Source organism: Cupriavidus oxalaticus, from assembly GCF_016894385.1.
Classification (GTDB): domain Bacteria; phylum Pseudomonadota; class Gammaproteobacteria; order Burkholderiales; family Burkholderiaceae; genus Cupriavidus; species Cupriavidus oxalaticus.
Map to the genome: position 1 here is coordinate 806,223 of NZ_CP069812.1, position 14,498 is coordinate 820,720.

The 14,498-nt window shown below is 66.0% G+C and carries 14 protein-coding genes; 12 read left to right on the plus strand and 2 right to left on the minus strand.

Features of this window, described 5'->3' with window-relative positions:
* The first annotated feature begins 25 nt into the window (after positions 1-25).
* Positions 26-1,330 (plus strand): 3-phosphoshikimate 1-carboxyvinyltransferase, encoded by a 1,305-nt coding sequence (gene aroA / locus JTE92_RS16025; RefSeq protein WP_063237074.1) that lies wholly within the window; start codon positions 26-28, stop codon positions 1,328-1,330.
* Here aroA and JTE92_RS16030 read toward each other — a convergent pair.
* Positions 1,320-1,556 carry a DUF2061 domain-containing protein gene (locus JTE92_RS16030; RefSeq protein WP_063237075.1) on the minus strand — a complete coding sequence of 79 codons (237 nt, stop codon included), beginning with the start codon at positions 1,554-1,556 and terminating at the stop codon, positions 1,320-1,322. The two genes, aroA and JTE92_RS16030, sit on opposite strands and share 11 nt — an antisense overlap.
* 125 nt (positions 1,557-1,681) lie before the next feature.
* Between JTE92_RS16030 and cmk the strand changes: the two genes are divergently transcribed.
* The 11 genes from cmk to cysM all read left to right on the plus strand — a co-directional run bounded on the left by cmk (position 1,682) and on the right by cysM (position 13,145).
* The gene (gene cmk / locus JTE92_RS16035; protein ID WP_063237076.1) at positions 1,682-2,350 is read left to right on the plus strand and encodes a (d)CMP kinase; all 669 of its coding nucleotides are present in this window, start codon (positions 1,682-1,684) and stop codon (positions 2,348-2,350) included.
* Positions 2,351-2,520: 170 nt separating this feature from the next.
* Positions 2,521-4,215 carry a 30S ribosomal protein S1 gene (rpsA, locus tag JTE92_RS16040; protein ID WP_063237077.1) on the plus strand — a complete coding sequence of 565 codons (1,695 nt, stop codon included), beginning with the start codon at positions 2,521-2,523 and terminating at the stop codon, positions 4,213-4,215.
* A gap of 30 nt (positions 4,216-4,245) precedes the next feature.
* Positions 4,246-4,656, plus strand: coding sequence for an integration host factor subunit beta (locus tag JTE92_RS16045; protein WP_063237189.1), 411 nt, complete (start codon positions 4,246-4,248; stop codon positions 4,654-4,656).
* A gap of 274 nt (positions 4,657-4,930) precedes the next feature.
* Positions 4,931-5,278: a LapA family protein gene (locus tag JTE92_RS16050; protein ID WP_063237078.1), complete on the plus strand. Its 348-nt coding sequence runs from the start codon at positions 4,931-4,933 to the stop codon at positions 5,276-5,278.
* A gap of 3 nt (positions 5,279-5,281) precedes the next feature.
* Entirely contained in the window at positions 5,282-6,517 is a 1,236-nt protein-coding gene (gene lapB / locus JTE92_RS16055; RefSeq protein ID WP_063237079.1) for a lipopolysaccharide assembly protein LapB, read from the plus strand.
* A 37-nt stretch (positions 6,518-6,554) separates the two neighbouring features.
* The gene (locus JTE92_RS16060; protein WP_063237080.1) at positions 6,555-7,970 is read left to right on the plus strand and encodes a UDP-glucose dehydrogenase family protein; all 1,416 of its coding nucleotides are present in this window, start codon (positions 6,555-6,557) and stop codon (positions 7,968-7,970) included.
* An 80-nt stretch (positions 7,971-8,050) separates the two neighbouring features.
* A complete protein-coding gene (rfaE1, locus tag JTE92_RS16065; RefSeq protein WP_063237081.1) occupies positions 8,051-8,995 on the plus strand; it encodes a D-glycero-beta-D-manno-heptose-7-phosphate kinase in 945 nt (314 codons plus the stop codon).
* Between the two features lie 27 nt (positions 8,996-9,022).
* The gene (gene rfaD, locus JTE92_RS16070) at positions 9,023-10,018 is read left to right on the plus strand and encodes an ADP-glyceromanno-heptose 6-epimerase (protein ID WP_063237082.1); all 996 of its coding nucleotides are present in this window, start codon (positions 9,023-9,025) and stop codon (positions 10,016-10,018) included.
* 169 nt (positions 10,019-10,187) lie between these two features.
* A complete protein-coding gene (locus tag JTE92_RS16075; protein ID WP_063237083.1) occupies positions 10,188-10,565 on the plus strand; it encodes a ComEA family DNA-binding protein in 378 nt (125 codons plus the stop codon).
* A gap of 253 nt (positions 10,566-10,818) precedes the next feature.
* Positions 10,819-12,120: a solute carrier family 23 protein gene (locus JTE92_RS16080; RefSeq protein ID WP_063237085.1), complete on the plus strand. Its 1,302-nt coding sequence runs from the start codon at positions 10,819-10,821 to the stop codon at positions 12,118-12,120.
* A 122-nt stretch (positions 12,121-12,242) separates the two neighbouring features.
* On the plus strand, positions 12,243-13,145 hold the full coding sequence (gene cysM / locus JTE92_RS16085; protein WP_063237086.1) for a cysteine synthase CysM: 903 nt from the start codon (positions 12,243-12,245) through the stop codon (positions 13,143-13,145).
* 69 nt (positions 13,146-13,214) lie between these two features.
* Here the strand turns inward: cysM and mltB are convergent, their stop codons facing one another.
* Positions 13,215-14,321, minus strand: a complete 1,107-nt coding sequence (gene mltB, locus JTE92_RS16090; RefSeq protein ID WP_063237087.1) for a lytic murein transglycosylase B — start codon at positions 14,319-14,321, stop codon at positions 13,215-13,217.
* Between the last annotated feature and the right edge of the window lie 177 nt (positions 14,322-14,498).

A 14,498-nucleotide genomic window follows, 5' to 3' on the forward strand; every position in this document is an offset into this window, starting at 1 on the left:
CGGCGCCCCGGCGCCTACCGAGACCATGGAACACCTGACGCTAGGCCCCCTGACCCGCGCCACCGGCACCGTGCGGTTGCCGGGCTCGAAGAGCATCTCCAACCGCGTGCTGCTGCTGGCGGCACTGGCAAGCGGCGAGACCCGCGTGCGCGACCTGCTCGACTCCGACGACACCCGCGTGATGCTGCAGGCGCTGCGCACACTGGGCGTGGCATGGCGGCAGGACGGCGCCGACTACATCGTCACCGGCGCCGGCGGGAATTTCCCGAACAAGGCGGCGGAGCTGTTCATGGGCAATGCCGGCACGGCGATCCGCCCGCTGACGGCCGCGCTGGCGCTGCAGGGCGGCAGCTACAAGCTGTCGGGCGTGCCGCGCATGCACGAGCGGCCGATCGGCGACCTCGTCGACGGCCTGCGCCAGGTCGGCGCGGTGATCGACTACCTGGGCAATGAAGGCTTCCCGCCGCTGCATATCCAGCCGGCCAGCATCCGCATCGACGCCCCGATCCGCGTGCGCGGCGATGTGTCGAGCCAGTTCCTGACCGCGCTGCTGATGAGCCTGCCGATGGCGCAAAGCGACAGCGGCCGGATCGAGATCGAGGTGGTGGGCGAGCTGATCTCCAAGCCCTATATCGAGATCACGCTGAACCTGCTGGCGCGCTTCGGCATCCAGGTCGAGCGGCACGGCTGGGAGCGCTTCGTGCTGCCGGCCGGCGCGGCCTACACGTCGCCCGGCGAGATCTATGTGGAGGGCGATGCCTCCTCGGCATCGTATTTCCTGGCGGCCGGCGCGATCGGCGGTGGCCCGGTGCGGGTCGAGGGTGTGGGCATGTCCAGCATCCAGGGTGACGTTCGCTTCGCCGATGCGCTCAACCGCATGGGCGCCAACATCATGGCCGGCGACAACTGGATCGAAGTGCGCGGTACGGAACGCGACGACGGCCGCCTGCACGGCATCGAACTGGACTGCAACCACATCCCGGATGCGGCCATGACCCTGGCGGTGGCGGCGCTGTTTGCCGAAGGCACCACGACGCTGACCAATATCGCCAGCTGGCGCGTCAAGGAAACGGACCGGATCGCGGCGATGGCAACGGAACTGCGCAAGCTCGGCGCAGTCGTGGAAGAAGGGGCGGACTATCTGCGTGTGACGCCGCCGCCCGCCTGGCAGACCCCGGCCGACGGTATTGGCACCTATGATGACCATCGCATGGCGATGTGTTTCTCGCTGGCCGCATTCGGGCCGCTGCCGGTGCGGATCAACGACCCGGGCTGCGTGGCGAAGACGTTCCCGGACTACTTCAGCGTGTTTGCCGGCGTTACGCGCTGACCAGGTCGCCGGTCGTGGCTGGGGTCCTGGTTGCTTCGCCGCTGGCAGCAGCCTGGCGGCGCTCGCGCCGTTCCCAGTAGCGATCGAAGAAGTAGTGGGCCACGGTATTGACGGCCGGTTCGATGAAGGTGACGGCACCGCTGATGGCGAGGCTGCCGGTCAGCGCATACGTCACGCTGAAAGCGATGCCGAGGTGCATGATGCCGAACGTCAGGGTTTTTGCCATGGTAGATTGCCTCGCAACTGAAAACTGGAGCGTGCTGGCCGCGATTGCCGCGAAGCACCATGAATCAAATGATAATGATTCTCAGTTGAATTAACAATAAATCGTTTCTTTGAGTTTCATAACCAATGACTATCGTCAACGTCATCACCATTGACGGGCCGACCGCCTCGGGCAAGGGCACGGTGGCACACAAGGTCGCCGATGCGGTGGGCTTCCACCTGCTCGACAGCGGGGCCCTGTACCGGCTGGTGGCGTTGGCCAGCGACCGCGCCGGCGTTGACCTGGCCGACGTGGACACCCTGGCAAAGGTTGCCTCCCGCCTGGAAGTGAAGTTCGGCCCTGATCGGGTCTGGCTGCAGGGAGAGGAAGTCAGCCTGGCGATCCGGGCCGAGGCCATCGGCAACCGCGCCTCGGCCATTGCCGTGCACCAGCCGGTGCGCGACGCGCTGACCCAGTTGCAGCGCGATTTCCGCAAGCTGCCCGGCCTGGTCGCCGATGGCCGTGATATGGGCACCGTGATCTTCCCGGACGCCCAGCTGAAAGTGTTCCTGACGGCAAGTGTCGAGGCGCGTGCTCGCAGGCGCTATAAACAATTGATTGATAAGGGAATTTCTGCTAATATCGAAGACCTTTTGCGTGACCTCGAGGCGCGCGACGCGCGGGATCGCAACCGTGCCGCCGCACCGCTGCGTCCCGCCGAGGATGCAAAGCTGCTCGATACCTCCGACATGACGGTGGATCAGGCAGTGGCGCAGGTGCTGGAGTGGTTTGCCGCTGTGCGGTCCGGTGCATGAATGCATCGGGCGCATGACAAGCGAACGGACCTCGCCCGCACCGGATGGCGCCAGCCCGGACATGCCTGACCGGCCCGACGCTGGCTTTTGTCAAACCTGACCCCGCTGCACTGGCAGACTGAGCGCGATAGTCGCGCCGGCCAGCGTACTGCGGATTTCACCTTACGTTTATGTCCGACCTGCAAACTAACGAATCCTTTGCCGCACTGTTCGAGGAATCGATCGCCCGCTCCAATATGAAGGCTGGCGAAGTGATCTCCGCTGAAGTCGTGCGCATCGACCACAACTTCGTGGTCGTCAACGCCGGCCTCAAGTCCGAGGCATTTGTGCCGGTGGAGGAGTTCCTGAACGACCAGGGCGAACTCGAAGTGCAGGCCGGCGACTACGTCTCCGTGGCCATCGACGCACTCGAGAACGGCTATGGCGACACCATCCTTTCCCGCGACAAGGCCAAGCGCCTGGCATCGTGGCTGAACCTCGAGAAGGCGCTGGAAGACGGCGAGATCATCTCGGGTACCGTGACCGGCAAGGTCAAGGGCGGCCTGACCGTGATGGTCAACGGCATCCGCGCGTTCCTGCCGGGCTCGCTGGTCGACGTGCGTCCGATCAAGGACACCACCCCGTACGAAGGCAAGACCCTGGAATTCAAGGTCATCAAGCTGGACCGCAAGCGCAACAACGTTGTGCTGTCGCGCCGTGCCGTGGTCGAAGCCACGCTGGGCGAAGAGCGCCAGAAGCTGATGGAAACCCTGAAGGAAGGCGCCATCGTCAACGGTATCGTCAAGAACATCACCGACTACGGTGCGTTCGTTGACCTGGGCGGTATCGACGGCCTGCTGCACATCACCGACCTGGCCTGGCGCCGTGTCCGCCACCCGAGCGAAGTGCTGTCGGTTGGCCAGGAAATCACCGCCAAGATCCTCAAGTTCGACCAGGAAAAGAACCGCGTCTCGCTGGGCGTGAAGCAGCTGGGCGAAGACCCGTGGGTCGGCATCTCGCGCCGCTACCCGCAAGGCACCCGCCTGTTCGGCAAGGTGACCAACCTGACCGACTACGGCGCGTTCGTCGAGATCGAAGCCGGCATCGAAGGCCTGGTGCACGTGTCCGAAATGGACTGGACCAACAAGAACGTGGCCCCGTCCAAGGTTGTCCAGCTGGGCGACGAAGTGGAAGTCATGGTCCTGGATATCGACGAAGACAAGCGTCGTATCAGCCTGGGCATGAAGCAGTGCAAGGCCAATCCGTGGGACGATTTCTCGCGCAACCAGAAGAAGGGCGACAAGCTGAGCGGCCAGATCAAGTCGATCACCGACTTCGGCGTGTTCATCGGCCTGCCGGGCGGCATCGACGGCCTGGTGCACCTGTCCGACCTGTCCTGGCAAGAGTCCGGCGAAGAGGCCGTGCGCAAGTACAAGAAGGGCGACGAAGTCGAAGCCGTGGTCCTGGGCATCGACGTCGACAAGGAACGCATCTCGCTGGGCATCAAGCAGCTGTCGGGCGATCCGTTCAACAACTTCATCTCGGCCAACGACAAGGGCTCGATCGTTACCGGCACCATCAAGGCGGTTGACGCCAAGGGCGCCGTGGTCCAGCTGGCTGACGATGTGGAAGGCTACCTGCGTGCTTCGGAAATCTCCGCTGACCGCGTGGAAGACGCCCGCAACGTGCTGAAGGAAGGCGAGCAGATCACCGCCCTGGTGGTGAATGTCGACCGCAAGTCGCGCAACATCAACCTGTCGATCAAGGCCAAGGACAGCGCAGAGCAGCAAGAAGCGATGCAGAAGTTCCAGGCTGACACCGGCACGGCTGGCACGACCAACCTCGGCGCCCTGCTGAAGGCCAAGCTCGGCCAGGACAACCAGTAATCGCAGGCCCCCGCGCTTGCGCGAATGCCCATGACCAAGTCGGAGCTCGTCGAAAAACTGGCTGCCCGCTTTCCCCAGCTGCTGCTGCGGGATGCGGACATCTCGGTCAAAACGATACTCGACGCGATGTCCGAGGCGCTGGCCGACGGCCATCGCATCGAGATCCGCGGATTCGGCAGTTTTGGTCTGAACAAGCGTCCGCCTCGCGTGGGGCGCAATCCCAAGTCCGGCGAACGGGTGCTGGTGCCTGAAAAACGGGTACCGCACTTCAAGGCGGGCAAGGAGTTGCGCGAACGGGTTGACCGCAGCCAGCCGGCGCCTGCGGGCGTCAATGGCAACGGCCATTCCGTCGGCGCGGCCCCGGCCGTGCCGGGCAAGGCAAGCCCTGGCGCCGCGCCGTCGGCGCTGCACGAAGGCGGACTGAACCTGGTCCGCTCCTGAGCATCGTCTGCCTGCCCAGTTGTCTGCTAAATAAAAAAAGCGCCTTTCGAGGCGCTTTTTTTATTTAGCATCGCCGATCCTTCGTTGCTCGCGGAAGGTGAGGCATCGCCGCGCAATCCGTGTCAGCGCCCGCAGCGTGGCGCGCGTTAGCCTCCCGTAACCGCCGCGTTACCGAATCGAGGAAGTGATTCCGTTACAATGCCGGGGTCATTGCCAGCCCGCGTGCAAGCGCTGGCGCTGCCTGAAACGTCACGCTGCCAAGCTGCCTACCTGCATGAAACTGTTCGCCTGGGTCGTCCGTATCGTCGTATTCGTGCTGCTGTTCGTGCTGGCGCTGCGCAATACCGCCGACGCTTCGCTGCAGCTGTTCTTCAATGCCGTCTGGCACGCGCCGCTGATCCTGATCCTGTTCGCCGCCTTCGTGCTTGGCGCGGTCGCGGCGCTGGCCTCGGTGGCACCTGGCCTGATGCGCCAGCGCATGGAGGTCGCCAGGCTGCGCCGCGCGCTGACGCAGGTGCAGGCGGCCGCCGCATCCGCATCGCCGCAGCCGGCGGCTGCAAGCACGGCCACGCCGCGCGACGCCAAGCCGGTCCCTTACAACGTAGTCGGCCCGAAAGTCTGATCCATGATGTTTGAAACCTGGTGGCTGCTGGCGCTGCCACTTGTCTTTGGCCTCGGCTGGATGGCCGCGCGCTTCGACGTGCGGCAGCTCATCAGCGAGCAGGGTGCGCTGCCGCGTTCGTATTTCAAGGGCCTCAATTTCCTGCTCAACGAGCAACCCGACAAGGCCATCGACGCCTTTATCGAGGTGGCCCGCCTTGATCCCGAAACCACCGAACTCCACTTTGCCCTCGGCGCGCTGTTCCGCCGCCGCGGCGAAACCGAGCGCGCCATCCGCGTGCACCAGAACCTGGCAACCCGTCCCGACCTGCCGGAGCCGGAGCGGGAACATGCGCTCTACGAGCTTGGCCAGGACTTCCTGCGCGCCGGGCTGCTCGATCGCGCCGAAGAGTCGCTGCGCCGGCTGATGTCCGGCCCGTATGCGGCCTCGGCCAAGCGCGTGCTGCTCGAACTGTATGAGGTGGAGAAGGAGTGGCAAAAGGCCATCGACGCCGCGCGCGAGCTGCAGACGCTGGAGCAGAAGAGCTACAGCCTGCAGATTGCCCAGTTCTGCTGCGAACTGGCGCAGGACGCGCTGCAGCGCAAGCGTCCCGAGGATGCGGTGAAGTGGCTGAACCAGGCCATCGAAGAAAATCCGGCCAATGTGCGTGCCCCCATCCTGCTGGGCGACGTGGCGGCTGCCGCCGGCGACGCCCGCGCGGCGCTCGGCCACTGGCTGGGCATCGAACGACAGGACGCCTCTTATCTGCCGCTGGTCGCCGACCGCGTGGTCAAGGCCTATGCCAGCCTGCAGCAGGAAGGCACGGCACTGGAGTGGCTGCACGGCCTGCTCAAGGGCAAGCTTGCGCCGGAACTGCTCGATACCGCCTACAAGGCCGAACTGGAAACGAATGGCCCCGAAGCCGCGGCGCGCCTGATGCGCGAGCAGCTGCGGCGCCAGCCCACCCTGCTGGCGCTGACGAAGTATTTCGAGGCGCAGGCCGCCGCGACCTCGGCCGCAACCTCGGCTGCAATCTCGACCGAAGTACCGGCGGGCGCCGATGCTCCCGCTGAGGACGTCGCCAGCGACCGCGAGCAGGAAACCGGCGCGATCCGCGACCTGCTGCAGGCGCGCACGCGCAACCTCGCGCGCTACACCTGCCGCGAATGCGGATTCCGCGCCCGCCTTTTCTACTGGCAATGCCCGGGCTGCAACCGCTGGGAAACCTACGCGCCGCGGCGCTCCGAGACGCTGGGCTGAGCCCGGCGTGCAGCGCCACAGAATCTGATCTGAAGCCATGAAAGTCACCATTATCGGCAGCGGCTATGTCGGCCTCGTCACCGGCGCCTGCCTGGCGGAGCTGGGCAACGATGTGTTCTGCCTCGACCTGGACGAAAAGAAGATCGCGCTGCTCAATGCGGGCGGCGTGCCGATCTACGAGCCGGGGCTGCAGGAGCTGATCCAGCGCAACCGCGCCGCCGGCCGCCTGGTTTTTTCCACCGACGTCGCCGCCAGCGTGGAGCATGCCGACGTGCAGTTCATCGCCGTCGGCACGCCGCCGGACGAAGACGGCTCGGCCGACCTGAAGTACGTGCTGGCCGCGGCGCACAATATCGGCCGGCACATGACGGGCTTCAAGGTCGTGGTCGACAAATCCACCGTGCCGGTGGGCACGGGCGACCGCGTCACTGCCGCGATCCGCGAGGAACTGGCCGCGCGCGGGCTGGAAGACTTGCAATTTTCAGTGGTGTCGAACCCCGAGTTCCTGAAGGAAGGCGCCGCGGTCGAGGACTTCATGCGCCCCGACCGCATCGTGCTGGGCTGCAACGCGGACGCCGCCGGCCGTCATGCGCAGGCTACCATGCGCACGCTGTACGCGCCGTTCAACCGGCACCATGAGCGCACGTTCTACATGGATGTGCGTTCGGCCGAATTCACCAAGTACGCCGCCAATTCGATGCTGGCCACGCGCATCTCGTTCATGAACGAACTGGCCAACCTGGCCGACGAGGTCGGCGCCGACATCGAACTTGTGCGCATGGGTATCGGCTCGGATCCGCGTATCGGCTACAGTTTCCTGTACGCTGGCGCGGGTTACGGCGGTTCGTGCTTTCCCAAGGACGTGCAGGCGCTGATGCGCACCGCGGCCGACCATGGCAAGCCGATGCGCGTGCTCGAGGCGGTGGAGGCGGTCAACGGTGCGCAGAAGCGCGTGCTGGGCGAGAAGATCGTGCGCCGCTTCGGCGATGACCTTGCCGGCCGCTCCTTTGCTGTCTGGGGGCTGGCCTTCAAGCCCAATACCGACGACATGCGCGAGGCGCCGTCGCGGATCCTGGCGCGGGAACTGGTGTCGCGCGGCGCGGCACTGCGTGTGCACGACCCGGTATCGATGGCAGAAGCGCGCCGCGCGCTGGAGTCCGACCTGTCCGGCCTGCCGGACGCCATGGCGCGCGTCAGCTTCCACGACAACCAGATGGATGCGCTGGACGGCGCCGATGCGCTGGTCATCGTGACCGAATGGAAGGTATTCCGCAGTCCGGACTTCGGCCAGATCAAGCGGCGGCTGAAGACGCCGGTGATCTTCGACGGGCGCAACCTGTACGAGCCCCAGGCGATGGTCGAGAGCGGCGTCGAGTACCACGCCATCGGCCGTCCGGTCCGGCCCGGACCCCCGCCCGGACAACAGGCCGCGCACGATTCCGCGAACAAGTAGAGCGTGCATGGGTCAACGACTGATCAACTGACATGCTGACGAGGCGGCGCTGGCTGCCTCGCAAACGCCCAAGGATCTTCATGAACAAGACCATCCCGCAGGAACAGATCCGGCAGTCCCATATCCTGGTGGTCGGCGACATGATGCTGGACCGCTACTGGTTTGGCGACGTCGAACGCATCTCGCCGGAAGCCCCGGTGCCGGTGGTGCAGGTCAAGCGCAGCGACGAGCGCCTGGGCGGCGCCGCCAACGTGGCGCGCAATGCCGCCGCGCTGGGCGCGCGCGTGGGCATGCTGGGCGTGGTCGGCGACGACGAGCCGGCGCGCACGCTGGAGGCGCTGCTGGCCGAGAGCCACGTCGAGCCCTACCTGCACCGCGATGCCAAGCTGAACACCACCATCAAGCTGCGCGTGGTCGCCCACCAGCAGCAGCTGCTGCGCGTGGATTTCGAGAACGCCCCGGCGCACGAAGTGCTGGCCGCGGTACAGGACCGGTTCCAGGGCCTGATCAACGACTACCAGGTGCTGGTGCTGTCCGATTACGGCAAGGGCGGCCTGACGCACGTCTCCCGCATGATCGATGCCGGCCGCGCGGCCGGCCGCAAGGTGCTGATCGACCCCAAGGGCGACGACTACTCGCGTTACCGCGGCGCCACGCTGATCACCCCCAACCGGTCCGAGATGCGTGCCGTGGTCGGCGCCTGGAAGACCGAGGCCGACCTTACCATCCGTGCGCAGAACCTGCGCCGCGAGCTGCAGCTCGAAGCGCTGCTGCTGACGCGCTCGGAAGAGGGCATGACGCTCTACACGGAAGCCGAAGTGCTGCACGTCTCGGCCCAGGCGCGCGAGGTCTATGATGTATCGGGTGCCGGCGATACCGTGATCGCCACCCTGGCCACCATGCTCGGCGCCGGCGTGCCGCTCAAGGAAGCCGTGCAGCATGCCAACCGCGCCGGCGGCATCGTGGTCGGCAAGCTCGGCACCGCCGTCGTCACCTACCCCGAATTGTTCGGCGCCGCCCCGTGACGCGCGGCGCCCATTACTGAAGCGACCATGACCATCATCGTGACCGGCGCCGCCGGCTTTATCGGCAGCAACCTCGTCAAGGGCCTGAACGACCGGGGCGAGACCAACATCATCGCTGTCGACAACCTGACCCGCGCCGACAAGTTCCACAATCTCGTCGACTGCGAGATCTCCGACTACCTGGACAAGGAGGACTTCCTCGACCGCTTTGCCAAGGGGCAGTTCGGCAAGGTCCGCGCGGTGTTCCATGAAGGTGCCTGCTCCGACACCATGGAGAGCGACGGGCGCTACATGATGGAGAACAATTACCGCTACACGCTGTCGCTGATGGAGAGCTGCCTGGAGCAGGGCGCGCAGTTCCTCTATGCCTCGTCGGCCGCGACCTACGGCGCCTCGCAGGTGTTCCGCGAGGACCGCGAGTTCGAGCGTCCGCTGAACGTGTACGGCTACTCCAAGTTCCTGTTCGACCAGATCGTGCGGCGCAGGCTGCCGTCGGCGCTGTCGCAGGTCGTCGGCTTCCGCTATTTCAACGTGTATGGTCCGCGCGAGAACCACAAGGGCCGCATGGCCTCGGTGGCCTTCCACAATTTCAACCAGTTCCGCGCCGACGGCACCGTGAAGCTGTTCGGCGAGTACGGCGGCTACGGTCCGGGCATGCAGAGCCGCGACTTCATCTCGGTCGAGGACGTGGTCAAGGTCAACCTGTACTTCCTGGACCATCCGGAGAAATCCGGCATCTTCAACCTGGGCACCGGCCGGGCGCAGCCGTTCAACGATATCGCCGTTACCGTGGTCAACACGCTGCGCGAGGCGGAAGGCAAGCCGCGCCTGTCGCTGGAAGAACTGGCGCAGGAAGGCCTGGTCGAGTACGTCAAGTTCCCGGACGCGCTGCGCGGCAAATACCAGTGCTTTACGCAGTCCGATGTCTCGAAGCTGCGCGGCGCCGGCTACACCGAGCGGTTCCTGACGGTCGAGGAAGGCGTGGCACGCTACTGCCGCTGGCTGATCGAGCGCAACGGCTGACGCTGGCCCCCGCAATACCGCGATGCCAATGACCGGCCGACACGTTTTCGTGCGCCGGTGTCAACTTGTGTTGCCGTATGCGCTGCCGTGGCGCGCTGAACCTATCCTGAGCTGGCCTCGCCGCGATGGCGGGGTGGTACTTCACACCATCCACAGCAAAGGAGCTTTCATGTTCAAGCATTGGGTCTGGCAACAAGTCCGTCATTTTTTCCTGCTGGCTGCGATGTGCCTGTGCGCGGGCGGCGCGGCGCATGCCGCCATCGACGTCAATACGGCCGACGAGGCCGCGCTGACTTCGGTCAAGGGGGTTGGCCCCGCCACCGCACGCAACATCATCGATGAGCGCAACAAGCGCGGTCCGTACAAGGATGCCGCCGATCTTGCCGAGCGCGTGAGCGGGGTCGGGCCGAAGTCCGTGACCAGGTTGCAGGAAGGGGGACTGGTGTTCGGCGCCGTCGCCGCTGCGCCGGCCACCGCGGCCACCGCGGCCAAGCCTGCCAAGGCGGCTGCCGCACCGCCAGCCGGCGCCGCCAAGGCAGCGCGCTGAAGCGGCAAGCGGAGCCTGTGGTCCTGTGCCGGGTCCGGATGCGTCCGGGCTCGTTCTTGCTGGTACGTCTCGTGCTACACCTGTGCGGCTTCGCAGCCATCCGGCTGCGGAGTATCATGCGGACGCCGCGCCGGCAGGATCTGCCGCGCGCGCGTGCCAACCGGCAATATGCGGCCGGTCGGCAGCTGATCACCAACCACAATCGCGGCGGCCGCTGACGGAGCGGCCCGCCCGGACACAGGGAGCACAACACATGGCGAATGGCGAGGACGCGGGTTTCCTGCCGAACTGGCGGCTCAAGACCGAAGGGGTAATCGGGCCCGACGAACGGCTGCCGGCCGGGCAGACGCTGCTGGCCGGCATCCAGCACGTGGTGGCGATGTTCGGCTCGACCGCCATCGCGCCGATCCTGATGGGCTTCAATCCCAATATCGCCATCCTGTTTTCCGGTATCGGCACGCTGATCTTCTTTCTGTGCGTGCGCGGCCGGGTGCCCAGCTACCTCGGTTCCAGCTTTGCCTTTATCGCGGTGGTGATCGCGGCCACAGGCTACGCCGGCAGCGGCCCCAACCCCAATATCCCGGTGGCACTGGGCGGCATCATTGCAGCCGGTGCGCTCTACACGGTGATCGGCCTGGTGGTGCAGGCCGTGGGCTACGCCTGGGTGGAAAAGCTGATGCCGCCGGTGGTCACCGGCGCGATCGTCGCGGCCATCGGGCTGAACCTGGCACCGGTCGCGGTCAAGGCGGTCAGCGGCTCCTCGCTCGATACCTGGGTGGGCCTGCTGACGGTGCTGGCCGTGGGCCTGGTCGCGGTGCGCGCGCCCGGCATGCTCGGCCGCCTGCCGGTGCTGATCGGCGGGCTGGTGGGGTACGTTGCCTACTACGTGGGCACCAACGTGATGGGACTGGGCAAGCCGATCGACTTCTCCAGCGTTGCCGCGGCCAGCTGGTTCGGCCTGCCTGCGTTCACCACACCGGTGTTCGAGGTCAGCGCCATGCTGCTGATCGCCCCGGTGGCGATCGTGCTGGTGGCAGAGAACCTCGGCCACATCAAGGCCATTGGCGTGATGACGGGCCGCAATCTCGATCCGTATATCGGCCGCGCGTTTATCGGCGACGGCATCGCGACCATGCTGTCGGCCAGCGGCGGCGGCACCGGCGTGACCACCTATGCCGAAAACATGGGTGTGATGGCGGTCACCAAGATCTACTCCACGCTGATCTTCGTGGTGGCGGCGGCGGTGGCCATCGTGCTGGGCTTTTCGCCCAAGTTCGGTGCGCTGATCCTGACCATCCCGGGACCGGTAATCGGCGGCCTGACCATCGTGGTGTTCGGCCTCATCGCCGCGACCGCGGGCCGGATCTGGGTGCAGAACAAGGTGGATTTCTCCAGCTCGCGCAACCTGATCACGGTCGGCGCCACGCTGACGGTGGCCGCGGGCGACCTGACGCTGAAGCTGGGCGGCATGACACTGGGCGGCATCGGCACTGCTACCTTTGGCTGCATGCTGCTGTACCACCTGCTGGGCGATGGCAACCACGAGGCCGACTGAGTCGCGCGGGGAAGCGGGGAAGGGGACGGCGCATTTGCGCAATTCCCGCCTGGCGGCGAGGGAAAGGTGACTGGATTACAATGGCCGGCGAACCTGACCTACCATCGCCCATCCTCTCCCCCATGGCCTACAAGACAATTGAAGACACCATCGGCAATACGCCGCTGGTCAGACTGCAGCGCATTCCCGGTGCCGCCAACGACGCGCGCGGCAATGTGATTCTCGGCAAGCTGGAAGGCAACAACCCGGCCGGCTCGGTCAAGGACCGCCCGGCGGTCTCGATGATTGCCCGCGCCGAGGCGCGTGGCCGCATCAAGCCGGGCGATACGCTGATCGAGGCGACTTCGGGCAATACCGGCATCGCGCTGGCCATGGCGGCTGCCATCCGCGGCTACAGGATGGTGCTGATCATGCCCGAGGACCTGAGCCTGGAGCGCCGGCAGAGCATGGCAGCCTACGGTGCCGAGATCGTCCTGACCCCGGTGAAGGGCGGCATGGAATACGCCCGCGACCTCGCGGACGCGATGGAGCGCGAAGGCAAGGGTGTCATCCTCGACCAGTTCGCCAATCCGGACAACCCGCAAGCGCACTATGAAGGTACCGGCCCCGAGATCTGGCGCGACACCGACGGCCGTGTCACCCATTTTGTTTCGGCAATGGGCACCACCGGCACCATCACCGGTGTGTCGCGCTATTTGAAAGAGCAGAACCCGGCGATCCAGGTCATCGGCGCCCAGCCGGCCGAAGGCTCTCGCATCCCCGGCATCCGCAAGTGGCCGGAAGCCTACCTGCCCAAGATCTATGATCCCGCGCATATCGACCGCACCGAGCCGGTGAGCCAGGCCGATGCCGAGCACATGGCACGCCGCATGGCGGCTGAAGAGGGCATCTTCTGCGGCATCTCGGCGGCCGGCGCATTGTGCGTGGCGTTGCGGATCGCCGAGGAAGTGGAGAACGCCACCATCGTCTTCGTGGTGTGCGATCGTGGCGACCGCTACCTGTCGACCGGCGTGTTCCCGGCCTGATCCGGGCGGTGCCGTCTGACAAAAAAGCCTCGCGCAAGCGAGGCTTTTTTTCGTCCGGAGGCTGCAAATTCAGCCCATCGCCGCCTTGACGGCTTCACCCAGCTGATACACCGCCAGCGCATAGAAGAAGCTGCGGTTATAGCGCGTCAGCACATAGAAGTTGCGCAGGCCCAGCAGGTACTCGGTAGGCTGGTCCGGCGTGGGCAGGTCGACCACCAGCACGCCGGTCTCGCCTTCGCGCGCCGTGTCGATGGGCTCGTCGACGCGCAGGCCGGCGCGGGTCAGCTGGTTGAGCGTGCGCGTCGGCCACGGCTCGCCATCCGCCGCGGCGGTGGCGACGCCCAGGCTGCCGCTGTCGCCGGCAATGCGCCATGCCACCGGCCGGCCTGGTTCCCAGCCGTGCAACTGCAGAAAGCGCCCTACGCTGCCGATCGCATCGGTCGGGCTGTTGCGCAGGTCGATGCGGCCGTTGTTATCGTAGTCGATGGCATATTCGCGCAGGCTGGTCGGCATGAACTGCGGGATGCCGATCGCGCCGGCATATGAGCCCAGCACCGAGTACACATCGGTGCGCGTATCGCGGCACCACAGCAGGTAGTCGGCCAGCTGGTTGCGGAACAGCGTGGAGCGCGCGGCGCGGTTCGGCGTGTCGGGGTAGTCGAAGGCCAGCGTCGACAGCGAATCGAGCACGCGGAACGTGCCCATGTCGCGGCCATAGATGGTTTCCACGCCAATGATGCCGACGATCACCGAGGCCGGCACGCCGAATTCGGCCTCGGCGCGGCGCAGCGTGTTGCGGTTGTCCTGCCAGAAGCGTACGCCGGCGTTGATGCGGATCGGCTCGATAAAGCGCGAGCGGTAGGCGCGCCAGCTTTTGCGTCCGGTGGTGGCGGGCGGCATGATCAGCCGCACCACCGTCGAGGAATAGACCGCCTGGCCGAACCACTCATTCAGCGTGCCGCGGTCGAAGCCATGGCGCGCCGCCATTTCATCGATAAAGGCGCGGGTTTGCGGGTTGTCGCGGTAGCGGCCGGGTTCGATCTCTTCTTCACGCACGCTGACGCGGCGCTTGCCGGCAGCGAGAAGACTGGGTGAGAGGCCGCAGAGTCCGAGTGCGGCAGCGGAAAGCGCGGCGCCCAGCAGGGGGCGTCGCAGTGAGCGCTGGGTGTCGGTCATGGTGTCCTTTGCAAGTCGCTCCGAGTATAGCGGATGCCACTGCACCGGCCCGGCGCGAACCCGCTGGAATCGGCCCAACCGCGGCCCAACCGCGGCCCAACCGCAGGCTCAACCGCAGGCTCAACCGCAGGCTCAACCGCGCGCCCGCCGCGAGGACGCGCATTGGGTGGCCAGGCC